Here is a 25,825-nt window from a genome sequence, read left to right as displayed (position 1 = left end):
TATCAAGTGTTTTTTTTATGTCTAGTGAAATTAGTAGTGGTTAATTTGACCCTCACGAGAAATCTGCACCACAGGTAGGCCATAAGAACCCCCAAAGCATCAATAGCCATATCGTAAATACGCCCACCGCGAAAAAAATACAGCTGCAAAATTTCGGTAGCTGCTGCGTACAGCAGGCACAAGCCGAATGCGTACGTGCTTCTGCCTCCACCGGAGGCCAGAAGTGCCAGCAGAAAGAAGCCCAGGAGATGTCCGGCCTTACGCAGCACCCAGTCGCGCCGATACCATTGAACATCCTGTTCGGTGAGCTCCGACCAATCGGGGGAAGCATTAAAGCTGAAGTCAAGGCTTTGATGCTGGATGAGGTCCTGAAAGCTGAAGGAGCATGTAAATATGAAGAGCAGGATGGCCCAGAGCCCTGTGAACAAAATACGCACAAACACCTTCTCCTTTTGTTATTTGATACAATATGTATCTCCAGTCACTCTGTATCATATACGAGCAGAGAAGCCGGATTCAACCATCAAGGTGCAATTTCATAGAATATAGATACGGCCCTGGGCGTGTACTACAAACCTTTTTGCACGGCCTTCACTATGATATAGCAAGGAGGAGATAAGATGGCCAATCCGATGGATGAGGAAATGAGGGCTCTGGGCATTAATGTCAAATGGTATGGGGCTGTCGGCGACGGAAAGGCTGACGATACGGCTGCCTTTCAGGCGGCCATGGCAGCGTGCGGCAAGCGGCACCGGCTGTATATTCCGTCCGGGGATTACCGGATTCGGCAGACTATTGAGAATCAGAGCCGCGGCATTGTAGGTGAAGCGCCCTATGTAGACAGCGGGCAGCAGGGCAGCCGGATTTTGTGGGACCCGCTGGACACGTCCTCGGACCTGCTCCCGTGCCTGCGGATTCAGGATGCGGGGGTCAAGGCGGTATTTGAGAACTTCTCCATCTTCGGGATGGTGGGCTACAATTCCAGAAATCTTTCGACCTGGGTGGAGAAGAGCCTGTTCGAGCAGAGCTCTTATGAGATGTTTGCAGCAGGCAGTGCAGCGATCGAGGTCGCAGGCGGTGCTACCCCAATCTTCCGCAATATTCAGACGGCTAGAGTGAAGACGGGACTGCTGCTGAACAGCACGAAGGGCCATGTCACCTCTTATGATTGCTCCTGGGGCGGGCTCATCGGTGTGTATTGCAGAATCAATTCGGGGGACTATTTCTTTCAAGGGGGCGGCATTTCCGGAGCATTCTGCGGCGTTTTGCTGGGAACCATCCTTCATGCCGGACACCGGGGAGGCTTTCCCGCCGATATGCACAGGGTGCATCTGGGCTTTGCGCCTTATGCGATCTACCAATGTATTGACAGCGGGATGGACGATTATCGCCAGGCCGCTTCTGTGAATGGCTTAAACGGCATTTACACCACTGTGCAATTCGAGCAGTGCGGGGAGGCTGCCATCAAGCTGCTCAGTAAATCGAATACCTCCAGCCTCAGAATGTTCGGCTTCGGGTTCTCCTGGTCCGTTCCTTCATACTCGGACGATCCCACCCGCTGGCAGTACGCACTGCCGGATTCCTTGATGCGGCTGGAGGAGAAGCAGCAGTATGCGGCCTGGTTCGGTACCTTGACCTATCCAGTCACCATTCATAATGATCTGGGGGAACTGCGATTATCCACGGCTCCAGGTGGAAAAGGCACCGCATATATTGAAGTCCTGACCGGTGAACGGGAAAGTGATCTGACGGGGTTGAATCTGCCCCAGACTGTCATCCGGCGGAAATGGACCCCGCTGTACCGGACTTCGGACCTGCACGAACGGATGCGGGAGCGGGAGCACCGCACAGGGATGCCTGTCTCCGCGCCCAATCTGCTGCGCAACCCGGAGGTGCTGTCGAACTGGACTGTCACGAATGGCGGTACGATCAGTCTCGTCAGTCCGCAGCAGGTTCCGGTTCCTATTAGCAATGAAATGAAGCAGGTCCTTGGCCGCAATCCCGTTATATTGAAGGTGACCCCGGATGGTTCGCGGTCTCCGGGAGTTGTGATTGACTTTCAGGCACCCTCGCTTCCGTACGAAGGGGATGCCGGACGGAACCTGGCGATGCAGTATTTCATCCTCGAAACGAGCACCGGTAGCAGCTCCCTGTACCGCTCCCTGGGACGGGTGACGGCGCAGAACTGGGAATATATTTTTAACGATACAATCACTTGGCGGGAGCCGGGGTGGAAGCACCTCCGGGGCCGGGAGATGTCCAGCCGAACCGGACGATTATACAATTTTAGCATCGCGGGTATTCCGGAAACCGGGGACACGTATATTGCAGGAGTCATGGTGAACTGGGACCAGATCGGGTCCTACTCGCCGGTTCCCCACAGCTATATGACGGATTCCCTTGAAATCAGGGGACCGGGCAATGGTGTAATTCTGACGGACGAAGCGACCGGGGAGCGTTACCGCATAGCCATACGCAATGGCAGTGTGCAGCTCATCCGGACCTAAGGTACCAGAAAAGAAGATGAAGCCCTGCAGATTCAGGCTCTGCGGGGCTTGTTCTAGTTACATCCATGGCTTGCTTATTGCCTAAAAATGAAAACCTTTACATCCAAACAGACTTCCAGATTCCAGAAAAACACGAAAATTAGCTTGACATGATACAAATTGTATCTTAAATTATGGTGTGTAATCTACATAGTGTATCGCAAGGCTTACACATGACTTCGGGTGGAGCCTCGGAGTAGGACTCTAGTTACAAGTGTCAGCATTAATCATTAGCGGAGGGTTGCGAGCCAATGGAACTGAAACAGTATTTCCGGGTCATCCAGAAAAAGTGGTGGCTGATTGTCATGATGGTGGTGGTCGCTTTAACGGCAGCAAGTGTGAAGAGCTTCTATTTTACAACACCGGTATATGCAGCAAATGCAAAGCTGATCGTGAATCAGTCGTCGGGCGATGGATTGAATGCCAGCACCATTCAAACGAGTATTTTTCTGATCAATTCCTATAAAGAAATTATCAAGTCGTCGGCCGTAATGAATAAAGTCGTCGAGCAATACCCCGAGCTGGGGGAGAGCGCATCACAGCTGGCCGCCCGCATCTCGGTTTCCTCAGCGAACAATTCTCAGGTGATGAACCTCGTCTATCAAGATACTTCCTATGAAAAAGCCGCTGCTGTCGTGAATGCGGTCTCTACCGTCTTTAAAGCCCAAATTCCGAGCATTATGAATATCGATAATATCACGATTCTGAGTGAAGCCGACCCGGCAGCCAATCCGGGAGCTATTAACTTCAACCCGGTGATGAACCTTTTGATCAGCTTCATGGTGTCCTTCGTGCTGGCGATCGGGTTTATCTTCCTGCTGGATTATCTGGATGACACCCTGAAATCGGAGTCAGAGGTGCTTGAAATTATGGAAGCTCCGGTCTTGGCCTCTGTCGGCCGTATGACCAAGAGTGATCTCAAGCCGGCGTTCAAGTCGAAGAAAGCTCCACAACAACCAAAGGCAGGTGAGGGAAAGTATGCCACGATTCAGCAATGAGAGCAGTTTGATTGTATCCATGAACCCCAAATCCTCCATCGCGGAGAGCTACCGGCTGCTGCGGACCAAGATCCAGTTCTCCTTCAAGGATCAGGAGTCACGCACTGTCATGGTCACCTCATCTCAGGGGGGAGAAGGCAAGACAACGACGATTAGCAACCTAGCGATCGCATATGCCCAGGAAGGCAAAAAGGTGCTCCTGATCGATGCCGATTTGCGCAAGCCGTCGCTGCACCGCATTTTTCCTCAGCTGAACCATCAGGGACTGAGCTCCCTATTGACCGGCCATTGCAGTATTCAGGATGCAGTGCAGCCTACCGACTTCGAGCATCTGGATCTGCTGCCGTCCGGCCCTGTTCCGGGCAATCCGTCAGAGCTTATTGATTCTGCGGCGATGCACCAGCTTCTGCAGCAGCTGAAGCAGCAATATGATGTTCTACTCGTAGATACTCCTGCCGTACTGGCGGCTTCGGATGCGGTAATTGTCGGCTCCATATGTGACGGGGTGATCATGGTTGCCGCGCCGGGCAAGGTGAGAAAAGAGCATTTGAAGAAAGCCCGGGAGCAGCTGGAGCATGTTCATGCCAGAATGCTGGGCGTTGTGATGAATCGGGTCGTCTAGGCAGTAAGGAATTTACAGCGAATAGGTAATGTCTACTGCACCTTTATCACTGTAGGCACTCGGTCACGCTGTGGGTTCGTTTTCGGACCTTAGACATGATTGTCAAGGGTGTGATGTGAGGATGGGTTGAATGCCCTGTTCAGAAGGCTTAGCTATGTTTTTTTCAGGGGGAAGAGTGTGTAGCTAAGTCCTCTGTAAAAACAAAAAGAGTCCTGATGTATTCATTCCACCAAAATATGGACAGGAGCGTGAAGGTACGATGAAAAAGGTCACAAAAGCGATTATTCCCGCAGCAGGGCTCGGCACCCGGTTTCTGCCGGCAACCAAGGCGATGCCGAAGGAAATGCTCCCGATCGTCGATAAGCCAACCATTCAGTACATTGTTGAGGAGGCCGTGGCTTCGGGCATTGAAGACATTATTATTGTCACCGGCAAGGGAAAGAGGTCCATTGAGGACCATTTCGATCACGCGTTTGAGCTGGAGCACAATCTGTTCAGCAAGGGCAAGTTCGAGCTGCTGGACGAGGTTCGCCGTTCCTCAAACGTAGATATTCATTACATAAGACAGAAGGAAGCCAAGGGTCTAGGGCATGCCGTATGGTGTGCACGTAATTTTATTGGAAACGAGCCGTTTGCGGTTCTACTGGGTGACGATATTGTTAAATCTCAAGTGCCTTGTATCCGCCAGCTGGCGCTGCAATTCGAAACTACGCAGCGATCCATGATTGGGGTGCAGACGGTACCGATGGATCAGACACACCGCTACGGCATTATTGCACCGGCGAAGAAAATGAACCGGCTGTATGAGGTGGAGTATTTCGTGGAGAAGCCTCCGGCAGGACAAGCGCCGTCCCAGCTGGCCATTATGGGCAGATATATTCTGACGCCAGAAATCTTCGATTATCTGGAGCGGCAGGAGGAGGGCGCGGGCGGTGAAATCCAGCTGACGGATGCGATTCAGAAGCTGAACGAGGCCCAAGGCGTATACGCTTATGATTTCGAAGGCACGCGCCATGATGTCGGGGAGAAGCTGGGCTTTATTATGACGACACTGGATTTTGCGCTGCAGAATGATGAGCTTCGCAAGCCGTTGCTGGAGGGCATGGAGAGTATTTTGGAACGGGAGCACTCCGGAAAAATACTGAATTAACGAGGTGACCTGAATCATGTATCCGAATTCGCAGCATAACGATGCAGACATCGTGCTGGATGGCAGTACGAGCTATGGCGGTTATACACTGCAGCAACGGACGGGGAGAGAGCTCGGCGGTCATCAAAGCCGCTTGTATCTGGCATGGAAGCGCAGCACCGATGTGCTGCTGGCGTTAGGGGGACTGCTGCTGCTGTCCCCTTTTTTACTGGTCATTGCCCTGGCGATCAAGCTGGAGGATCCTAAGGGGTCCGTTTTTTTTTGCCAAACCCGGGTGGGAAAGAACGAAAAGCTGTTTCGCATGTATAAATTTCGTTCCATGGTTTCCAACGCGGAGGAGCAGCTGGAGCAGCTGCTTGCACAGAATGAAATCAACGGGGCCATGTTCAAGATGAAAGAGGATCCCCGGATTACAGCAATCGGCAAATGGATTCGCAAGACGAGCATTGACGAGCTGCCGCAGCTGTGGAATGTCGTTCGGGGAGACATGTCCCTCGTCGGCCCGCGGCCGGCACTGCCGCGAGAAGTAGAACAGTATAGCAGCTACGACAAGCAGCGCCTGGCTGTCACACCGGGATGTACTGGACTGTGGCAGGTTAGCGGACGAAACGGCCTGAGCTTCGAGGAAATGCTGGCCCTCGACCTGGATTACATCGAGAAACGCGGACTCTGGCTGGACCTGAAGGTGATCCTGCGTACGGTCAAGGTCATGGTGTTTCCGAATTCAGCTTATTGATGGAGTTGTTCAAAGGATGAAGATGACAATAAGCGTTATAATTCCCACGTATCAGCGGGTGGAGGTGCTTCTCCATTGTCTGGAAGGCCTTCGCCAGCAGCGCAGGCAAGCCGATGAGATTGTGGTTGTGGTACGAGATACCGATGTAGAAACCCGGCGTTTTATTGAGAAAATAGAGGACGAAAACCTGGTCATGGTCGTTGTCGTCCGTGGTGGAATGATTGCGGCCTTGAACTGCGGCATTCAGAACAGTACAGGCTCCATTTTGGCGTTTACAGACGATGATACCGTTCCTCACCCCGATTGGCTGGAGCAGCTGGAGCATCATTATCAATCAGATGCCCGGGTAGGAGGCGTTGGGGGCCGAGATGTTGTCCACATACGGGGAACAGCCATCGAGCCAATGAAATCCCAGGTTGGGATCATCAAGCCCTACGGCCGTATCATCGGAAATCATCATATTGGCATGGGAAATCCACGGGAAGTCGATGTTCTTAAAGGCGCCAATATGAGCTTTCGACGCCAGGCGATAGCCGGACTGTGGTTTGACGAGCGCCTGAAGGGGAGCGGTGCGCAGGTTCATAACGAGCTGGAATTCAGCAGAGCGGTGAAAGCGAAGGGCTGGAAGCTGATTTACGATCCGCAGGTCTGTGTAGACCATTTCCCGGCAGAGCGATTTGATGAGGATCAGCGAAACAGCTTCAATGAGACCGCATTTTTCAATATGGCCCACAATGAGACGTATGCCATGCTGAAGCATGCGAGCCTGTCACGCCGTGTGCTGTATCTGCTATGGGTTGCGGCGGTTGGGAGTAAATCATCTCCAGGGCTGCTGCAGTGTCTGAGAATGCTTCCAGAGCAGAGGTATGTGGCTTTGAAAAAGGGGAAACTATCTATTAAAGGCAGATGGGGTGGATGGAAGACATGGAGAGGATCTTTGGATTAAGCCGCGCCTTGGGTGGTACGGATCGCGTGCTAGGCAGGCTTGTTCTTGCGTCAATGGTTCTTTTCATTGCAGTGATGACAGGACTTGCAGGTTCTACAGGATCACTGCATATGAGGCTAATTGAGCTGTGTTTACTATTCATTAGCATGCTTGTTGCGCTTCATATTCATTTCAAAAGCCCGCAAGCCCTTCTTCCCTACGCATTGACCATGTGGGTGTTTAGCCCAGAAATAAGACGATTTCTGGATTGGTCTTTTCGTTCTTACACGGAGACTTCCTTGATTTCGTTAATTCCTTATACGGTCAGCTTGGTCATGCTGATCCCTGTTATCCCAAATATAAAGCATCTGGATCGCAGAATCGGACTTGTGATTAAATTAATTGGTGCCGCACTGGTCTATGGCTTTGCCATAGGTTTTTGGAGATACGGATTGTCCTCGGTATTTGATCTTCTTAATTATGTGGTTCCATTTCTTGTGCTTGTGTATGTCCATTTGACCGGGTTTAGTCGGAAGACACATGATCAATGGCTTCGCAGCTTTTCATGTTTAGCGGTGCTCGTGGCAGCCTACGGTATTTATCAATATATGGTGCTTCCACCTTGGGATCATTTCTGGATGACAAATGCCGAGATGAATTCCATTGGCATTGCGGAGCCGCAACGCTTCAGATTATTTTCACTCCTGAACTCACCGGGCCCAGCAGGGGTATTTCTTGCTGTAGCTCTGGCCGTTATGGTCGTTCAGAAGAAATGGCGTGTATTCGGATATGCTGGCATACTGCTAGTTGCGTTTGCCTTATTGCTTACTTTAGTAAGAGTAGGCTGGATAGCATGCGCTGTGATGATCATGGCGTATTTTTTTCGTTCAAAAATGAAGAATAGGCTCCAGCTGCTGATATTGGCAGCGATCTTACTGCTGGCTTACCAGTTTATTCTTCCTGTATTGCCTGGTTCTTCACAGGTTGTATCCAGATTGGATACGTTCAGTGCATTAGAGGATGATCACTCCTTCAATGAAAGATTACTATTCTCCAAACACATATTTACGACAGTATTATCTAATCCGGTTGGTATGGGATTAGGCAGCTCGGGTTTAGGGGCGAAGTTGACTCAGAATGATACTGCTTTAATCGCATTTGATAACGGTTATTTGAACATATTTTACACATTTGGCGTATTTTTTGGGACTGTGATTATAATATTTATTTTGTATTTGTTAGTGTCCTTGTTCAAATCGAGTAAACTAGAAAAGCTTTACACACCCCTTTCGTTTTCCATAGTTTGTGTGATTATATTCTTGATGATGGCTAGTAATGTATTACGGGGTCTAAGCGGATTTGTATTATTACTGTTACTTGCACTTTCATTTACGTATGTAGATAAACCTTCAGATCAAAAAAATAATGGGAGGTCTAATATTGCGTATCGTATTCCTAGGAGGTTCAATAACTGAAGGATTAGGTGTAACTAGATCGGGTAAAACTTATGCCAATTTATTAAAGTCAAAGCTCAGTAAAGGGTTAACAGAACCAATTGAAATAATTAATTACGGAGCTAGTGCAATGCAAGTTAATGAGTCGCGCCAAAGATATGAGCACGATATCCTGGAAATGAAACCTGAACTAATCGTATTTGCACATGGAAACACTGAAGCAGTAGTGAGAGAACGAAAAAGTATACTTCGGTATATGCCTCGTAGGTGGCGGAAAGCTGGTTGGATGGATCCTAGACCGTATTATTCGTCCCGATTCACTAGAAGATGTATGGAACAAATGGAATCAGCAATCCGTTGGAGAGTGAAGGTTTTATTGATCAAAGTATTTGGAGGTAAACAGTGGATGGATGTCACAGAATTTAAGCAACAAACGAAGGAGTTTGTGCAAAAGGTGCTTTGTGATAGTCCAAACACTAGGATTATCCTACTAATACCAGGAAGTATAGAAGAAAAATATTTCCCTGGAACCCCTAACTCTATGGAAATTTACCGTAGAGCACTTAAAGAAATATTTGAGTACACTAGAGCTAGCGGAAAAGTGTTTATGTGTGATTCATCTATGATGCTGCATCAGTGGGATGATTACTTTGCAGATCGCTTTCACCCGAATGAAAATGGGCATGATAAAATTGCCGAAGCATTGATGGAGACCATGACCAGATGTATCTTAAGTGATTCGCTTATGAAAGAGGTAGCTAAATGAAAATTTGCTTCGTGACACATAAAGTGAAAAAAGGTGATGGACAGGGAAGAGTTAACTATGAAGTTATAGTTGAGGCCTTAAGACAAGGACACATGATTCTTGTCGTATCTTCAGAACTAGATGAAGACTTAAGATTACATCCAAATATTGAATGGCACCAAATCAAGGTAAGTATATTACCTAGTATGCTTCTTAAATATCAATGGTTTGCAATTTTATCGACTTTCTTTATTTTTGTTAAAAGAAAATCAATACAACTCTTAATAGTTAATGGATTTATAACTTATGCTCGATCTGATATTAATTGTGTACACTTTGTTCACAGTGCTTGGATTAAGTCCCCATATCATCCATTTCATGAAAGTAAGAGCCCGAAGAGCGTTTACCAATTTATCTATAGCAAGGTAAATTCAGTTTTAGAGCGGATTGCAATTAATCGTACAAAGCAAGTGATAGCAGTTTCTGAGCAAGTGAAGCAAGAACTAATTCATAGCGCTAAAATTAATGAAAATAAAATTACAGTGGTTCCGAATGGCGTAGATTTAAATGAGTTCTATCCGAGGTGTGTTGTACGTAGTGAATTTGGTTTGCATAATGAAAGGATTTATGCTTTATTCGCCGGTGATCTTAAGTCTAAGCGAAAAAACTTAGAGACGGTATTGATGTCAATAGCTAGGACGGAGCAAATTGAATTATTAGTTTTAGGATATGTAGATAAGAGTCCTTATCCCTTGCTGGCAGAACAGTTAGGTATAAAGCATCGAGTACATTTTCTAGGCTACCGTGGAGATATTGCGGAAATAATGTCTTTATCTGATTTATTTATTTTTCCTTCTAGATATGAGCCGTTTTCTCTGGTTATTCTTGAAGCGATGGCAACTGGTCTTCCTGTAATCACAAGTAATTGTTGTGGTGTAGTAGAACTACTATCTAGTCACTCAGCAGCAATACTAGAAGAACCGGATGATGTTGATTCTTTGGTTAGAGTTCTTAATGAACTGCTTGACGATCGAACCAAGCTACATAATATGGCTTTGGAAGCAAGAAACGTGGCAAAGAATAATTCTTGGGAAATTATGTCCGAAAAGTATATGTATCTATTTAATAAGGTTTTAAATCGCACCCCGATAAATTATCGTGAAGGAAGTATTGCACATGATGATTGTTAAGTTAGCAAACTTCAGGAACAAGAGGGGAAGCATCGGCAATGTGTTTCAAGTATTTGCATCTAATGTATTTATACTTGGGCTTAATGTAGTAACAGGAATTATTATTGCCCGGTATCTAGGGCCAGAAGGTCGGGGAGAGCAGGCTGCAATGATTATGTGGCCTAGATTTCTAGCATACTCTCTTACAATGGGAGTGCCAACTGCTCTAATATATTTTATGAAGAGAAAAGATGAGGATCAAGGTTCTTTGTACATTACTGCATTATATATGAGTATAATATTGGGAATTATTGCAATGGCTTTGGGATCCGTAATTATTCCATTCTGGATGAAAGATTATTCTACATTAGTTGTTGAGTTTGCTACCTTAGCTTTAGTAATGTCACCAGTGGCTTTGATAGGTTCAATTAACACAGCGGCCTTGCAATCGAGGGGAGAATATAGGCAATTTAATTTCATGAGATACTCTCCAGTTTTTGGTACTTTAATAATATTATTGATTTTAGTATTTACAAATCATGTAACACCATTTATGACTTCAATAGCATTTCTTGTTCCGGTTATTCCAATTGCTATATGGACCACAGTACGTCTTGTATCTTATTACAAAATAAAACAACGACAGAAGAGGCGATCCGCTAAGAAATTAATGAGTTATGGTATTAGGTCTTACGGTACTGATGTGGCTGGAACATTTTCTGGCTATATTGATCAAATATTAGTAGTAGGTTTGTTGTCTCCAAGTGCTCTCGGATTATATGTAGTTTCATTAAATTTGGCTAAAATGCTTAACACATTACAGAATGCAATAACAACTGTATTGTATCCTAAAGCTTCAGAGCTAGGGGCAAATGAAGCATTAGATTTAACTTTTAGGGTGTTCCGATTTAGTTCAATTATTACTGTACTGATTGGAGCTTTAGTATTTATTGCAGCGCCCTATGCTCTTATTATGTTATACGGCAGTTCATTTGATGATGCGGTTCCGGTATTTCGTATACTGATATTCCAGACTGCGTTGGCTAGTCTTTCCTGGATTCTATCTCAGGGTTTCATGTCAATAGGAAGACCTGGTGCTGTTACTATAGTTCGACTAATAACACTTGGGTCTAATGTAATTCTACTGAATATATTAATTCCTTGGTTAGGGATCCATGGTGCAGCGATCAGTCTTTTAATATCTTCCTGCGTTGAATTTTTTATTATTTCTTTTATCTATAAGATGAAGCATAAAGTGATGATTAAACAATGGCTAATATCAGGGAAAGATATTAGGTGGGTATTTGAGCGAGTTCAACAATATAGAAGCAAGTATTAAATAAGTTGAATTCTTGTTTTCTTATTTTAATGTTTGATGGATTGTCACTATAGTTCAATTATTTTTCAGCAAATCTTTAAAATTTGGAGGTGACATTAATGGAGCAATATCCACAACTTTCAGTTTGTATCTGCACTCGTAATCGCCCCAAAGAATTGCATAAAGCGATCCAATCGGTTTTAAATTCTTCCATTCCCGCACACGAAATTATTATTTCGGATGACAGTACAAATGAAGAAACAAGACAATGGATTGCTCATGCGTTTCCGTCGGTTACATATTTGAATGGGCCGAAGAAAGGGTTGTGTGCAAACCGCAATCATATTCTTCCTGCAGTTACTGGATCACATTTACTATTTATGGATGATGATGTCGTTATGCAGGAGCATTTTATAAGGAATGCACTGGCAGCACTCCAAGCTGTAAATCAGGCCCAACGGGATAAGGCTATTATCACGGGGCTGGAACTCAATCATGGTCTGCTTGTATATCCGAATAATCAATCTTTTCTGGGACATCAGAGTAAACCATATGAGTATGAGAAGGGTAACATCCAGACCGTCGTGATCAACAGCACCATTTTCCCGGCAGAGCTCTTCAAGGAAATTCAGTTTGACGAACAGCTTATTTACGGATATGACGAAGTGGATTTGACTACTCGTGCTGTAAAGCTTGGTTACACAATCTATCTGTGTAAAGAAGCGGTCAATCATCATTTTCCATCCAGTGAGAACCGGGATTACTACAGACCCGTTAAAGAAGCCTCACGAATTTATGTTACATATAAACGTTATAGGCAGACCGATCGAACCTTGATGAAAGCCTACATGTTCCTCTTGCTCGCTGGCGCTCATATCACAGCTAATAAATTAAGAACAAGCGGGATCAAAGGTATGCGGGATGCGTTCCAAACGTTAATGATTTCCAGAAAATATATCCGTAATATGAAACAAGTACACGCTGCGGCGGAGACGAGGTGATTCATATTCATATCTTGCATATCGCAAATCATGTAAAAGAATGCGGGAACGGCATTGTCAACGTGATGGTGGACTTAGCCTGCGAGCAGGCCAGACTCGGCCACAATGTAGCGGTTGCCTCGGCGGGAGGGGGGTATACTCAGCTGCTCAATAAACACGGAATCACTCATTATAATCTGAATCAAACTCGAAGGCCGGTGCCGATGCTCCAGGCCTTTTTTCATTTCCGAAAAATGCTCAAGGCATTCCAGCCTGACATTATTCATGCGCATATGATGACCGGTGCCTTGCTTTCCCGGCTGCTGAAAGGCTTTCACAAATACAAAATCATTACCCATGTTCACAATGAGTTTCAAAAGAGCGCCAATATCATGAAGGTGGGAGATTCGGTGATTGCTGTAAGTCAAGCTGTTGCGGAGTCCATGCAGCGCAGAGGAATTTTAGCCAACAAACTGCATGTGGTTCGTAACGGGACCATAGGTAGTCCACGAACGGAGATCTCGACCGAGGTTGTTCTCGAAGGGATTCCGATTGTAACAGTGGCAGGCATGTATGTGAGAAAAGGGATTGCCGAGCTTATAGAGGCGTTCAATGTTGTGGCAAAAGAGTATGAAGAAGCTCATTTATATCTAGTTGGAGACGGTCCGGACAGGGAAGCATTTGAAGCTCAGGCAGACACTTCGCATTACCGAGAACGAATCCATTTTCTTGGATATCAATCCGATCCGCGAGCTTATATGAAAGCTGCAGATATTTTCGTATTAGCGTCACATAAAGATCCTTTTCCATTAGTGCTGATCGAAGCCCGTGAAGCTGGCTGTGCTATTATTGCAACCGAAGTGGACGGTATGCCGGAGGCCCTAGAGTTTGGACAATACGGATTGCTCGTACCACCCAAATCGGCGGAGGAGCTTTCCAAAGGAATTATGGCTATGCTGAAATATCCTGACGTTCTAAACGCTTACCGGACAAAAGCATCGCAGGGGCTGGAGTACTACAGCGTCGAGCGGGTAGCTAGAGACACTCTTGAGATTTACCAGAATACACTGATCAGCTAAATCCAATGGAAGAAGTGAGCGAGCGATGAATGTACTATCGACCGGCATGGGCTGGATAGATATTCAGCATGGCGGGCTTAACCGGTATTTTGCCGATTATACAAGGGCAATGAGTGAGTATGGCCACCGGGGTATGGGCGTAGTGGTTGCTCCGAGAGATGCCCAGCTGCCCCAGGAGCGCGGCATCGACAATGCCGCTTCCGATATTCGGATCAATCATTTCCTGAATCGGATGAAAGTGGTGCAGCGGCATGCGGTCCAGGCAGTTCGAAGCTTTCAGCCGGATGTATTCAATCCGCATTTTGCCTTCTATACCACGATGGTGACGCGAAAGCAGATTCCGCTGCACGTTCCCATCGTGACGCACTTCCACGGCCCTTGGGCTATGGAATCGAAGGTAGAGGAGAATGCGAAGACGGGGCTGATGAACGAAGCCAGGTTCTGGCTGAAAAAACAGGTAGAGCAGCTTACATACCGCCGCTCCGACAGCTTTATTGTACTGAGCCAGTATTTTCGGGATGTGCTGGTTCACACGTACGGCATTGACAAGTCAAAGATTCATATCATCCCCGGCGCGGTAGACCATATGCTGTTTCAGCCATCTTTGGATCGGGAGAAACTGCGCGCGGAGATGGGCTTTACTGCAGGTCAGCCGGTGCTGTTCTGCATCCGCCGTCTGGTTCGCCGGATGGGAATCGACCGCCTGATCTATGCCATGAGGGAGGTGATCCAGCACCATCCGGATGCCGTCCTGTGGATTGGGGGTGACGGACCGCTGCGTACAGAGCTGGAAAATATGATTCACGAGCTTGAACTCTCGGCGCATGTGAAGCTGCTAGGTCGCATCTCGAATGAGGAGCTGGTCCGTTGTTACCAGGCTGCAGATATCAGCATTGTACCGACACAGACGCTGGAGGGCTTCGGACTGATTACGGTTGAATCCCTGGCCTGTGGAACGCCGGTTCTGGGAACGCCTTACGGTGGAACGCGGGAGATTCTGGAGGATGTGGAGAAGGAACTGCTGTTCACAGACGGCACGGCGGAATCCATCAGCCGCAAAATCATCGACGTCCTGGATCACCCGGCGCTGCTTCCCTCTAGAGAAGCCTGCCGCGCTAAAGTTTTGGAGCGCTATACCTGGAGCAGGGTAGCGTCAGCGGTGACTGACGTGTTCGCCGAGGAAATTCAGAAGAGGAGGACATTTCGGCCATGAAAATCGCATTCTATAACCATACAAGCATGATCAGCGGCGCAGAAATCAGCCTCTTGTTAACGGCCCGGCATTTGAAGCAGGCCCAGCCGGTCTTGTTCGCTCCGGAAGGCGAGCTGCTGGACAGGGCGCGAAGCCTTGACTTGGACGTACAGCCGCTGCCGAGCTATCGGGCCCGAATGACTCGCAATCCGCTGCGGCTTGCCGTCGATCTGCTGGGGATGCTGGGTGCCGGCTGGAAGCTGGCTCGGCAGCTCAGGCACAGCGGGGCTGAGCTGGTTCATGCCAACTCCATCCGGGCCGGGATTATGGCAGGCTCTTTCCGGTGGCTGCACAGGCTCCCGGTCGTATGGCATGTGCGGGATCTGCCGCCCAAGGGCTGGATGGGCAGGCTGATCCGCTGGTTCGCTTCCCGCAGCGCACATGCACTGATCGGCATCTCTAATCCTGTTCTCCAGGAAATGAAGGGACAGGGCCGGGAGCAGCGTTATCACCTGGTTCATAATGGTGTGGAGCTGCAGCACTTGGGCCTGGAGGAGCGGCAGCGTCTGCGTGTCAAGGTTCGCCATGAGCTTGGAGCCGCTAATGATGTCGAGGTGCTTGCTATTATTGGTCAGATTGCTCCATGGAAGAGGCAGGAGGATGCCATTGAGGCTTTTTCCACGCTGGTTCAGGAGGGTCGGAATGCGGTGCTGTGGATTGTCGGCGAAGCGAAATTCAGACCGGAGAACGAGCGTTATCTGGAGCAGCTGCAGCAACGGGTGCAGAGCCTGGGTCTGAGCAGCCGGGTTCGATTTACCGGCTTCCGGGACGATGTGCTGGAAATTTGTTGCGGAGCGGACCTCCTTTTATTATGCTCGAAGGAAGAACCCTTCGGGAGAGTCGTGATTGAGGCCATGTCCCAAGGCACACCGGTTATCGGGACTTACGGCGGCGGCGTGCCGGAGATTATTGAGCATGGACAAAGCGGCTTCATGTATGAAACCGGAAATGTCCCGGAGCTGATCCGATATGTTCGCTTAACGCTCGATAACCCCGAGCTGTGGTCCCGGCTGAGTGAGAACGGCCGGCAGCGTGCCATCGATCATTTCTGTATTACCCAGACCGCGGATAAGGTAGAGCAGGTATATCATCAGCTGCTGCATACAGCCAGTGGAAAACAGCTGGAGCATCATCCGGTAAAGGAGATGATGTGATGAGAGAGCTGAAGGTGGCCATCGTGCATGATTATTTGAACCAGATGGGAGGCGCGGAGCGGGTTGTAGCGGTGCTGCACCGCATGTTTCCGGATGCGCCGATCTATACAACGATAATGGATCGCAGCAAGCTGCTGCCGGAGCTTCAGGATGCGGATATCCGGACCACCTGGATGCAGGGCATTCCCGGTATATTCAGCAAATTCAAGCTGTTCTTCTGGCTGTATCCCTTTGCTGTAAGGTCGATGGATCTGGAGGGCTATGACTTGATCCTCAGCTCCAGCAGTGCTTATGCCAAGGGAGTCCGAAAAGGACGGGGGGCGCTGCACGCCTGCTACTGCCATACTCCGATGCGCTTTGCGTGGAGCTTCGAGTCGTATATGGAAGGGGTAAAGGTACCCAGAGCCTTAAAGCTGCTGGCCAAATGGCTGACCTATCCGCTGCAAATCTGGGATCAGCGGAACTCCAGGCAGGTGGACCGGCTGATCGCCAATTCGACGACTGTGAAGGAACGGATTCGCCGCCACTATGGAGCAGAAGCACAAATTATTTTTCCCCCGGTTGATATTGACCGCTTTGAGATCAGTGACCGCAAGCCGGGAGATTACTACTTGGTAGTGTCCAGGCTCGTATCTTATAAGAAGATTGAGCTTGCCGTGAAGGCATGCACGAGAACGAAGCAGCGGCTGCTGATTGTCGGGGATGGCCCGGACCGTAAGCGGCTGGAGGAGATGGCTGGGGAGACGGTAACCTTTTTGGGTAGAGAAAGTGATGAGACGGTCGTTCGCCGCATGCAGCATTGCAAGGCGCTGATCTTTCCGGGAATGGAGGACTTCGGGATTACGCCGCTGGAGGTAAACGCTTGTGGAAGGCCAATCATTGCCTACCGCGAAGGCGGAGCACTGGACACAGTGGCTGCAGGCAGGACGGGGCTGTTCTTTGAAGAGCAGTCCGTACACTCTCTCATTTCAGCCATGAAGCGGTTTGAACAGCAAGCCTGGGACCCGGCCGCCATACGCAGACATGCGCAGGCCTTTAGTGAGGACGTATTTATCCGCCGGATGCAGGGAGTCATTGAGGGCATGCTGCATGCCCAACCGGGCCCAGCCCGAATTACAGAAGTGAAAAGGAGCGGGTAACGTGCAAATGATACTATTGTCCGGAGGCAGCGGGAACCGCTTATGGCCGCTGTCGAATGAGACCCGATCGAAGCAGTTTCTGAAGGTGCTCAAAGGACCTGACGGACAGCCGCAGTCCATGGTGCAGCGTGTCTGGAGCCAGCTCGGGGAGCTGCAGCTTCAATCCACCGCCGCCGTAGCTACAGGCAAATCTCAGGTGGAGCTGCTGCAAAGTCAGCTGGGCTATGAGCTGGAGATCATTGTCGAGCCGGAGCGCCGGGATACCTTCCCGGCGATTGCCTTATCTGCCTGCTATTTATATTCCATGAAGGGGGCAAGCCTCGATGAGATCGTGGCCGTGCTGCCGGTGGATCCCTACGTGGAGACACATTTCTTCCAGAAGGTCAAAGAGCTGGAGCCGCTGCTGAAGGACACTGGCGCGGACCTTGGATTAATTGGCGCAGCGCCGGACCGCCCTTCTTCTAAATTCGGCTATATGGTGCCGGGGGAGCATGCTGTGACCGAGCAGGGAATGGATTATGTGAGGATCAGCCACTTTGCGGAGAAGCCGGATGAAGAGCAGGCCCGCGGGCTGATTCAGCAGTCAGCGCTGTGGAACTGCGGCGTGTTTGCTTTCCGGCTGGGCTATATCATTCAGCAGCTGCTAGACCGCGGCCTACCGATTCAATATGAAGAAATGCTTCGCCAATATAGCCGAATGGAGAAGATCAGCTTCGATTATGCCATCGTGGAGCGGGCAGAGAAGATTGTCGCGCTGCCGTACCACGGGATCTGGAAGGATCTCGGCACCTGGGATATGCTGACCGAAGAGATTCACACGCCTCTGGTCGGCAAGGGTGTGTTAACGGATGATTCCTTCAACACGCATATTATTAATGAGCTGGACATCCCGATTACGGTCATTGGCGCCCCGAACCTGATTGTGGCAGCAAGTCCGGACGGCATTCTGGTGTCAGAGAAAAATGCCAGTCTGCGCATCAAGGAGGTGCTTTCCTTCGGGGACCAGCGTCCCATGTACGAGGAACGGCGCTGGGGCCGGTACCGGGTGCTCGACTATATCAAGTATCCGGGAGGGTATGAGGTGCTGACCAAGCGCATCTGCGTGACCGCAGGCAACAATCTGAGCTACCAGTACCATCTGCTGCGCAGCGAGGTCTGGACGGTCATATCCGGCGAAGGAGAAATGATTCTGGACGGCGTGGCTTCCAAGGTAGGTAAAGGCGATGTGATCGTCATCCCGGCTGAGGCCCGGCATAGCCTGAAGGGGTTTACAGATATGGAGATTATCGAGGTACAGACCGGCAGCCAGCTGATTGAGGATGATATTGTCCGGCTCGCTGTGCACTGGGAAGAAATTATTATGATGGCGCTGGGGAGTGAAATCCATTGAAGATTGCAGTGATTGGAGCCGGCTATGTCGGCTTGGTGTCAGGAGTATGCTTTTCAGAGCTGGGGCATCAGGTGGTGTGCGTGGATAAGGTGGCAGAGAAAATCGAACGCCTTCAGGCGGGAGAAGCTCCCATCTACGAGCTGGGCCTGCAGCCCTTGATTGTCGATAATCTGGACCAGGGACGCCTGAGCTTTACGACGAACACCGCGGACGCTGTTCAAGGGGCTGAGCTGGTTATCATCGCAGTAGGAACGCCTTCTCTGCCGAATGGCCAGGCGAATCTGAGCTATATCGAGCAGGCGGCGGTGGACATTGCGGAATCGCTGAGCGGGTATACGGTAGTCGTAACCAAGAGTACGGTTCCGGTCGGCACGAACGAGAAAATCCGGGAGATTATTGCCGCAAGAACCCGGGAGGAGTTCGACGTCGCATCTGTACCGGAATTTCTGCGGGAGGGTACAGCGGTCATGGACACGATGAATCCGGACCGAATCATTATCGGGACCGACAGTGTAAGGGCAGCTGACAAGCTGGTACAGCTTCATGAGCGGCTGACCGCAAATATTGTCATTACGGATATCCGAAGTGCCGAGATGATCAAGTACGCGTCCAACGCATTTTTAGCGACCAAAATCTCCTTTATTAATGAAATTGCCAACATATGTGAAAAGGTAGGAGCCGATGTGACTCAAGTCGCCCATGGAATGGGATTCGACAAGCGCATCGGTTCTTCTTTTTTGAAGGCAGGAATCGGGTACGGGGGCTCTTGCTTCCCTAAGGATACCCAGGCACTGATTCAGATTGCAGGGCAGATGGACTATGATTTCAAGCTGCTGAAATCCGTCGTTGAGGTGAATCGCGATCAGCGTTTTAACGTCGTGCGAAAGCTCGACCTGCTGCTGGAGAACATGGAGGACGCGGTCATCGGCATCTGGGGGCTGTCATTCAAGCCGGAGACGGATGATGTGCGGGATGCCCCGGCTGTTGAGATTATCTCGGCGCTGCTGGAGCGGGGGGTGCGCGTGAAAGCCTACGACCCGGTCGCGGCAGATAACTTCAGGAAGCAGTTCGGGAAGGACGGCGTGGAGTATTGCAGTGAGGCTGCGGACGCTGCTCGTGAATGTGATGCCCTGTGCATTCTGACCGAGTGGAGCGAATTCCAGCATATTTCCCCGGTCCAAATTGAGAGCTGGCTGAAGAGGCCTTACCTGATTGATGGACGGAATATTTACACGGAAGAGCAGCTGGCTGAAACCGGGCTCGTCTACTATTCGGTGGGGCGTCCCGGTATGAATCAAGGCTTGCGAGAGCCGGTGCCTACCCTGTCATGATACCTACGGAGGTGTTTATGTTGAAAACCCGCGGGATTCTAGAACGAAGCAGCTCTGCAATGCCCAAAGAGCTGGTGTTTATGCTGCGGCTGCTGCGCGAGGAGGTACCGGCAGAAGCCTTGGTCCGGCAATGTCCGCCGCAGCTGGATTGGAGTCTGCTGGTCCGGCTGGCCATGCATCATCGGGTGTTTCCGCGCGTCTATCTGCGGCTGAAGGAGCTGCCGAAACGGCTGGTTCCGGATGACATTCTCGAAGCTCTTCGCCGGCAGTACCAGAGTAATACAGTCCAGATGCTGCATTTGACCCGGGAGATGAGCACCATTCAGGCGGCGCTGGAGAAGTCCGGAATCCGCTGCCTGTTTCTGAAAGGACCTTCTCTTGCGATGCAGCTGTATGGGGATGTGTCTCTTCGGACCTCCAAGGATCTGGATCTGCTGCTGCATCAAGACGAGGTCGAGAAAGCCGAGGGAGTATTGAAGGAACTCGGGTACATCCCGGAAGAGGAGCGTGTCCTGGCGAACTGGAAGCAGACCAGTCACCATGTTTCGTTAAAGCATGCGGCGCACGCGGCTCAGGTGGAGCTCCATTGGCGCCTCAATCCGCACTTCAGCAAAGCGTATTCCTTTGATCAGCTCTGGTCCCGGCGCAGCGCCATCTCGGTGTCCGGGCAGACCGTATACGGATTGGGGCATGAGGATCTGCTCGGGTATTTGACCGACCACGGGGCGAGGCACGGCTGGTTCCGTCTCCGCTGGCTGATGGATATAGTCAAGCTGACTCCGCGACTAGACGCTCTTCTCCTGGAGCATCATCTACGGGAGCAGGGAGGGGAGCATTATGCGGGGCAGGCCTGGATTCTGGCGTCGGCACTGTTCTACGTCCGGATTCCGGTAGAGCTGCATCCCTTCATGAAAAGCGCGAAGAGCCGGCAGCTGGCCGCCATGGCGCTTCATTACATTGAACGAATCGTTCAGCTCAATCCAGTCCCGGAAAAAAGCGTAGCCTGGCACTATAACCGTTACTTGATTGCACTTATGGACGGAAAACAAAGAGCGGCTTATTTCCGAAACAAGCTGCTTCCGAACTCCAGAGATGCTATGCAGCTGCCGCTTCCACGGGAGCTCCATTTCTTGTATTACGTGCTTCGGCCGGTGCTGTGGTCCTGGCGCCGTCTCCAGGCCTTGTCCAAAAATCCATTCGCGGGGAGGAATTAAAGATGAAGAGCCATATGATGACAGCCCAAGATTTGATCGTACAGAAGGAAGGGTTTCTGGTCAGTGACATGGACGGCGAGAAGGTCATGATGAGTATACAGAACGGGAAGTACTACAACCTGGGGAACATCGGGGGACGGATCTGGGAGCTGGCGGCAGCGCCGATCTCGCTGTCTCTGATCGTGGATCAGCTGGTCGCAGAATACGATATTGAGCGCGAGGTGTGTGATATGCAGGTTCAGGCCTTTGTCACCCAGCTGGTTGAGGAAGGCCTCATTCAGGTGAAGTCGGGGTCATGAGGAGAAAGACAAAGCTGCAGCGCATTCTGAACAGTTCCCTTTCCGTAAAAATGCTGCATGCCGAGGCTTATCTCTGCTTGGCCTGGGGCCGAATCTTCAAGCTGCTTCCGTTCGCCAAGGTGTCCGCTTCGCTGGGAGCTCCGATGAAGGAGACCTCGGCAGCTCCGTGCACGGAGCAGGAGCTGAGGCTGCTGAAGCAGGTATCCAAAGCGGTACACCGTATGAGCCGCTATACCTGGTGGGAGAGTCAGTGTCTGGTCAAAGCGGTAGCAGCCATGGTCATGCTGGAGCGGCGCGGTGTGGAGAGCACCCTGTACCTGGGAAGCGGCCGAGATGCTCAGGGCCGTATGGCCGCTCATGCCTGGCTGCGCAGCGGCTCTTATTTGGTGACCGGAGCTGAAGGGCATGAGCAGTATGCTGTCGTGGGCATTTTTGCAAAGCAGCCTTCTCGTAAAGGCCTCAAGCCGGAACGCTCCGGCGTATAAGGAGTTGTTGTCTTGAAGGATCTGATGTATTTTATCGCCAAGCTGTACAGAGCTTCCGGCTTCAGATTGGTTCTGAATATCACGCTTGTATTGGTAATCAGCCTGCTGGAAGGACTCGGACTGTATCTCATGATTCCGCTGCTGGGCATGATCGGCCTCCTGGAGCAGCAGGCCTGGAACGATTGGCCGCTTGTATCGGGGGTGCAGACCCTGCTGGAAGGCTGGTTCACCGAGCTGAGCCTGCTCCTGGTACTAGTATTGTATGTGCTTATTCTGGGAGGGCAAGCCATGCTCACCCGGCTGCAGAGCCTGCTAAGCACGCGCATGCTGCAGGGCTTTATCCGCCGGATGCGGATGGAAACGTATGAAGGACTGCTGTACGCAAGGTGGGAGTTCTTCCTCCGAAGCCGCAAATCGGACTTTCACCACATGATGTCCAATGAGCTGGGAAGGGTCAATCAAGGAGTATTTCTGTTCATGAGCATGATTACAGCCGGGCTGTTCACACTGATTCAGATCGGCCTTGCCTTCTGGATTTCGCCGCTCTTGACCGCCTTTGTGCTTCTTTCGGGTGCTGCGCTCGCGCTGTTCGGACGAAGATATATTCGGGGGTCGAAGCGGGTGGGAGAGCAGACGACGGAGCTGTCGAAGTATTATTTTGCCGGGATTCAGGAGCATTTCAGCGGCATTAAGGACATCAAGAGCAATCGTCTTGAGCCCTTTCATACCTCTTGGTTCGCAAGGCTCTCCCGTCAAATGGAGACCAATTTTATTACGTTCGGAGATATTAATTCCAAGTCCCAGCTCATCTACCGCCTGTCCTCGGTGCTGCTGATCGCGGGATTTATCTATGTGTCCATCGAAATGCTGCATACCCCGGCAGAGAAGCTGATCCTGATCGTGCTGATCTTCTCCAGGCTATGGCCGCGCTTCATTACGATTCAATCACAGTCCGAGCAGCTTGTCACGAACATACCCGCCTTTACCGCGATGCGCCGGCTGGAGCAGGAGCTTAGACAAGAGCGGGAGTGGACAGGAGGCGAGGAAGAGAACAAGGGGAAACAGGAGAAGCTGCACATGACCCAGGGCATCCAGTGCCGCGGCGTCAGCTACAGGTATAAACCCGACTCCCCCGTCTATGCCCTTCGCGATATCAACATTCAAATTCCTGCCCGTCAAATGACAGCCATCGTCGGCAGGTCCGGCGCGGGCAAGAGCACCCTGATGGATCTGCTCATGGGCCTGATTCCGCCGGAAAGCGGGGAGGTCCTCGTAGACGGCATCCCGCTAAAGGAGCAGCAGCTGCACCGGCTCCGGGAGGGCATCGGATATGTTCCGCAGGACCCTTTCCTGTTCCATGAGAGCATTCGCCATAACTTAAAGCTGGTGGCACCGGATGCGTCGGAGGAAGAGCTGTGGGAAGCGCTGCGCTTCTCCGCGTCGGAGGAATTCGTGCGCAGCCTGCCGCTGGGGCTGGACACGGTCATTGGAGACCGGGGAATCCGCCTCTCCGGAGGAGAGCGACAGCGGATCGTTCTCGCCCGGGCCATCCTCAAGCGCCCGACCCTGCTCGTGCTGGATGAAGCGACCAGTGCCCTGGACACAGAGAACGAGCGGCTGATCCAGACTGCACTGGAGAGCCTGAGAGGAAGCATGACGATTGTTGTGATCGCCCATCGCCTGTCCACCATCCGCAATGCGGATCAGGTCATAGTCATGGAGCAGGGGGCTGTTATCCAGCAGGGGGGCTACCGTCAGCTGGCACAGGACCGGCAGGGCAGATTCAGCCGTCTGCTGCAGGAGCAGACGGGCATGACGAAATAGAAGACAGCTGCCTTTCGCACCGGACTTTTGCACCGGAGAGGCAGCTGTCTTTTTTATATTAAGACCTTATTTCTTCCCACTCAGGCAAAAAGACCTAACTGCGGGTTGACAAACTTTTCGGGATTATATACATTTTTAAATATGATACAATATGTATCGAGTCAATCCGACAAACGACCCGGAGAGGAAGCGGTCCGAATGGATGAGATGAACATGTACTGCATTGTTTGCTGCCGTGTCGTGAACCAGTCCGGAAAAATTTTTCGTACCGGTTATTTCAAGCATAATATTCCGATTGGACTCTGCGAAGAATGTGCCGCCCAAAAATGTCAGGATCCATCCTCCATAGCCAGCAGCCAGCCGGGGACATCAAGGCCCGAGCCTTGAATGACCCCGTCATATGGCCTGCTCGCTGCTTCATCCTCCAACCGTCCTCAAGTCTTATCCCGCTTCCGGCTGCGGCAAATGGCGAGCATCGGAAGCTGTACCGGAATCCCCCGAAGAAGCTTGGTGCTCCATGCGGCTGGCCCCGTTTAACACCCCGCCCTCCATAATGATGAGGGAGGAGGCCACCACATCCCCATACATTTGTCCAGTTCGTGTAATCGTCAGTCTTTCCTCAGCTGCCACGTCGCCATACACCTTTCCGGCAATGAACACCTCTTTGGCCGTAATATTTGAGCGCGCTACAGCGAGCTCTCCGATCGTTACCTCTCCCGTGCTTTCAATATCTCCTTGAAACTGTCCATCAATCCGAAGATCACTCTCACAGATCAGCTTGCCCTCGACCTGGCTTCCCTGACTGATCAATGTGGCGGGGCCTTGGGACCGCCGTGCTGACTTCTTCCTGGATCTCATCATGTGTATTCATCCTCCTTCAAATCCATTGCATTTACTTCACATATTCCAGCGGGTTTACCGTTCGGTTATTCTTCACGACTTCAAAATGCAGATGCGGGCCTGTGCTGCGCCCGGTGCTTCCCAGCCGGCCGAGCACATCGCCTTGGGTAATGGAGTCCCCGGCCTGAACGGCAGCAGAGTCCAGATGAACGTACCAGGTCTGGAGTCCGTCCGGATGATCGACAATGACGTAGCGGCCCCGGACCGCACTCCTTTCCACGGCGCTGACCGTCCCGCTTGCGGCGGCATATACGGGATCGCCGGTGTCACCGGCAATGTCGATGCCGGCATGAAAGGCGGTTTTTCCATTGATGGGATCGGTTCGATAGCCGAAGCTGGACGTCAGCGTGCGGGATTTGGTCGGCCACAGGGAAGGGGTGGCCTCCCGCTTCAGGCGAGTCTGCTCCGCGCTGTCGAGAGCCCGGGGGATGGCCTGCTCCATGACGGACATCAGCTGCCGCACCCGCTCGAAATCATCCTGGGTCTCTTCGGCCAGCTGCAGCATTTCAGACTCGTGCACTGCAACATACTCGCCGCCCATGCCGCCTGAAGACTCCAGGGAAGTAATGTTATCCGGATCGTACCCGTGACGCTTCATGAATTGCCGCAGCTCGGCCTCCAGCTCCTGGACCCGCTGCATCTGCTCTTCGGTTTCGGCCGCTTCACTGGACAGCTGAAGAATGGCCTGGTTTAACCGCTCAATCGCTTCATCCTTATCTGTAACCGTAATTTCCATGCGCAAGGCTTCCAGATTTTTTAATAGCAGCTGGCGCTCCAGCCCGGAGACGGTACGCTCAGCTTGTATGTGCATCGTAAGAATCAGGCCGGCTATCGAGAGAACGGCAGCGGCCGGAACGAGGATCATCAAGGGCTTGGACAAATGAATCTGCCGCACGGACTGCTGGGCATCCCGCAGCACGAGCAGAGTTAACGGCTGCTTTCCCGGCTTTCGTTTCATGAGCACCCCTTTCTGCACCGCCCGGGTTTCATAGCAAGCGGCATGGCAATGCTTGGACGGCTTCTTACTCTTTATCTATTCCGGAGGACGTGGAAACATGTCAGCAAATCCCGGGATGGATCGCGGTGTATTCAGTTACCGGGGAGATTGGGTATGT

General features: G+C 50.8%; 25 protein-coding genes. 22 read left to right on the top strand and 3 right to left on the bottom strand.

Going from position 1 to position 25,825, the window contains the following annotated elements; genetic code table 11:
- Positions 1–2: 2 nt before the first annotated feature.
- Positions 3–437: a VanZ family protein gene (locus tag JJQ72_RS07435; protein WP_175415344.1), complete on the bottom strand. Its 435-nt coding sequence runs from the start codon at positions 435–437 to the stop codon at positions 3–5.
- A gap of 183 nt (positions 438–620) precedes the next feature.
- Here JJQ72_RS07435 and JJQ72_RS07430 point away from each other — a divergent pair, with 183 nt between their 5' ends.
- The 22 genes from JJQ72_RS07430 to JJQ72_RS07325 all read left to right on the top strand — a co-directional run bounded on the left by JJQ72_RS07430 (position 621) and on the right by JJQ72_RS07325 (position 24,197).
- Positions 621–2,507, top strand: a complete 1,887-nt coding sequence (locus JJQ72_RS07430) for a glycosyl hydrolase family 28-related protein (RefSeq protein WP_208203251.1) — start codon at positions 621–623, stop codon at positions 2,505–2,507.
- Between the two features lie 290 nt (positions 2,508–2,797).
- Positions 2,798–3,544 carry a YveK family protein gene (locus JJQ72_RS07425; RefSeq protein WP_208203250.1) on the top strand — a complete coding sequence of 249 codons (747 nt, stop codon included), beginning with the start codon at positions 2,798–2,800 and terminating at the stop codon, positions 3,542–3,544.
- Positions 3,525–4,166 (top strand): CpsD/CapB family tyrosine-protein kinase, encoded by a 642-nt coding sequence (locus tag JJQ72_RS07420; protein ID WP_138226857.1) that lies wholly within the window; start codon positions 3,525–3,527, stop codon positions 4,164–4,166. The genes JJQ72_RS07425 and JJQ72_RS07420 overlap by 20 nt, the downstream gene beginning before the upstream one ends.
- A gap of 259 nt (positions 4,167–4,425) precedes the next feature.
- Positions 4,426–5,316, top strand: coding sequence for a UTP--glucose-1-phosphate uridylyltransferase GalU (galU, locus tag JJQ72_RS07415; RefSeq protein ID WP_138226856.1), 891 nt, complete (start codon positions 4,426–4,428; stop codon positions 5,314–5,316).
- 16 nt (positions 5,317–5,332) lie between these two features.
- A complete protein-coding gene (locus tag JJQ72_RS07410; protein WP_208203249.1) occupies positions 5,333–6,052 on the top strand; it encodes a sugar transferase in 720 nt (239 codons plus the stop codon).
- A 16-nt stretch (positions 6,053–6,068) separates the two neighbouring features.
- The gene (locus JJQ72_RS07405; RefSeq protein ID WP_243895933.1) at positions 6,069–6,998 is read left to right on the top strand and encodes a glycosyltransferase family 2 protein; all 930 of its coding nucleotides are present in this window, start codon (positions 6,069–6,071) and stop codon (positions 6,996–6,998) included.
- Complete coding sequence (locus tag JJQ72_RS07400) at positions 6,968–8,452, top strand: O-antigen ligase family protein (RefSeq protein WP_208203248.1); 1,485 nt, start codon at positions 6,968–6,970, stop codon at positions 8,450–8,452. Before JJQ72_RS07405 ends, JJQ72_RS07400 begins: the two co-directional genes overlap by 31 nt.
- Positions 8,418–9,197, top strand: a complete 780-nt coding sequence (locus JJQ72_RS07395) for an SGNH/GDSL hydrolase family protein (protein ID WP_208203247.1) — start codon at positions 8,418–8,420, stop codon at positions 9,195–9,197. Before JJQ72_RS07400 ends, JJQ72_RS07395 begins: the two co-directional genes overlap by 35 nt.
- A complete protein-coding gene (locus JJQ72_RS07390) occupies positions 9,194–10,366 on the top strand; it encodes a glycosyltransferase family 4 protein (protein ID WP_208203246.1) in 1,173 nt (390 codons plus the stop codon). The genes JJQ72_RS07395 and JJQ72_RS07390 overlap by 4 nt, the downstream gene beginning before the upstream one ends.
- A complete protein-coding gene (locus JJQ72_RS07385; RefSeq protein ID WP_208203245.1) occupies positions 10,353–11,684 on the top strand; it encodes an oligosaccharide flippase family protein in 1,332 nt (443 codons plus the stop codon). Before JJQ72_RS07390 ends, JJQ72_RS07385 begins: the two co-directional genes overlap by 14 nt.
- A 98-nt stretch (positions 11,685–11,782) precedes the next feature.
- A complete protein-coding gene (locus JJQ72_RS07380) occupies positions 11,783–12,664 on the top strand; it encodes a glycosyltransferase family 2 protein (RefSeq protein WP_208203244.1) in 882 nt (293 codons plus the stop codon).
- Between the two features lie 14 nt (positions 12,665–12,678).
- Positions 12,679–13,722, top strand: coding sequence for a glycosyltransferase (locus tag JJQ72_RS07375; RefSeq protein ID WP_208203243.1), 1,044 nt, complete (start codon positions 12,679–12,681; stop codon positions 13,720–13,722).
- A 25-nt stretch (positions 13,723–13,747) separates the two neighbouring features.
- The gene (locus tag JJQ72_RS07370; RefSeq protein WP_208203242.1) at positions 13,748–14,935 is read left to right on the top strand and encodes a glycosyltransferase family 4 protein; all 1,188 of its coding nucleotides are present in this window, start codon (positions 13,748–13,750) and stop codon (positions 14,933–14,935) included.
- Positions 14,932–16,128 carry a glycosyltransferase family 4 protein gene (locus JJQ72_RS07365; protein WP_208203241.1) on the top strand — a complete coding sequence of 399 codons (1,197 nt, stop codon included), beginning with the start codon at positions 14,932–14,934 and terminating at the stop codon, positions 16,126–16,128. Before JJQ72_RS07370 ends, JJQ72_RS07365 begins: the two co-directional genes overlap by 4 nt.
- Positions 16,128–17,267: a glycosyltransferase gene (locus tag JJQ72_RS07360; protein ID WP_208203240.1), complete on the top strand. Its 1,140-nt coding sequence runs from the start codon at positions 16,128–16,130 to the stop codon at positions 17,265–17,267. Before JJQ72_RS07365 ends, JJQ72_RS07360 begins: the two co-directional genes overlap by 1 nt.
- Before the next feature lies 1 nt (position 17,268).
- Positions 17,269–18,657 carry a sugar phosphate nucleotidyltransferase gene (locus JJQ72_RS07355; protein ID WP_208203239.1) on the top strand — a complete coding sequence of 463 codons (1,389 nt, stop codon included), beginning with the start codon at positions 17,269–17,271 and terminating at the stop codon, positions 18,655–18,657.
- Positions 18,654–19,988 (top strand): UDP-glucose dehydrogenase family protein, encoded by a 1,335-nt coding sequence (locus JJQ72_RS07350; RefSeq protein ID WP_208203238.1) that lies wholly within the window; start codon positions 18,654–18,656, stop codon positions 19,986–19,988. The genes JJQ72_RS07355 and JJQ72_RS07350 overlap by 4 nt, the downstream gene beginning before the upstream one ends.
- Before the next feature lie 17 nt (positions 19,989–20,005).
- Positions 20,006–21,202: a nucleotidyltransferase domain-containing protein gene (locus JJQ72_RS07345; protein ID WP_208203237.1), complete on the top strand. Its 1,197-nt coding sequence runs from the start codon at positions 20,006–20,008 to the stop codon at positions 21,200–21,202.
- 2 nt (positions 21,203–21,204) lie between these two features.
- A complete protein-coding gene (locus JJQ72_RS07340) occupies positions 21,205–21,501 on the top strand; it encodes a lasso peptide biosynthesis PqqD family chaperone (RefSeq protein ID WP_138226845.1) in 297 nt (98 codons plus the stop codon).
- On the top strand, positions 21,498–21,986 hold the full coding sequence (locus JJQ72_RS07335; protein ID WP_138226844.1) for a lasso peptide biosynthesis B2 protein: 489 nt from the start codon (positions 21,498–21,500) through the stop codon (positions 21,984–21,986). The genes JJQ72_RS07340 and JJQ72_RS07335 overlap by 4 nt, the downstream gene beginning before the upstream one ends.
- A gap of 12 nt (positions 21,987–21,998) precedes the next feature.
- Complete coding sequence (locus tag JJQ72_RS07330) at positions 21,999–23,810, top strand: ABC transporter ATP-binding protein (RefSeq protein WP_208203236.1); 1,812 nt, start codon at positions 21,999–22,001, stop codon at positions 23,808–23,810.
- Between the two features lie 198 nt (positions 23,811–24,008).
- A complete protein-coding gene (locus JJQ72_RS07325; protein WP_138226842.1) occupies positions 24,009–24,197 on the top strand; it encodes a hypothetical protein in 189 nt (62 codons plus the stop codon).
- 54 nt (positions 24,198–24,251) lie between these two features.
- Here JJQ72_RS07325 and JJQ72_RS07320 read toward each other — a convergent pair whose 3' ends face one another.
- Positions 24,252–24,671, bottom strand: a complete 420-nt coding sequence (locus JJQ72_RS07320) for a bactofilin family protein (RefSeq protein ID WP_243895932.1) — start codon at positions 24,669–24,671, stop codon at positions 24,252–24,254.
- Positions 24,672–24,702: 31 nt separating this feature from the next.
- On the bottom strand, positions 24,703–25,668 hold the full coding sequence (locus JJQ72_RS07315; protein WP_208203235.1) for a M23 family metallopeptidase: 966 nt from the start codon (positions 25,666–25,668) through the stop codon (positions 24,703–24,705).
- Positions 25,669–25,825 lie beyond the last annotated feature (157 nt).

It is taken from the genome of Paenibacillus sp. F411 (assembly GCF_017582705.1).
GTDB lineage: Bacteria > Bacillota > Bacilli > Paenibacillales > Paenibacillaceae > Paenibacillus_AQ > Paenibacillus_AQ algicola.
Note: the sequence above shows the minus strand (reverse complement) of the source record. Positions and strands in the feature narration are given on the sequence as shown.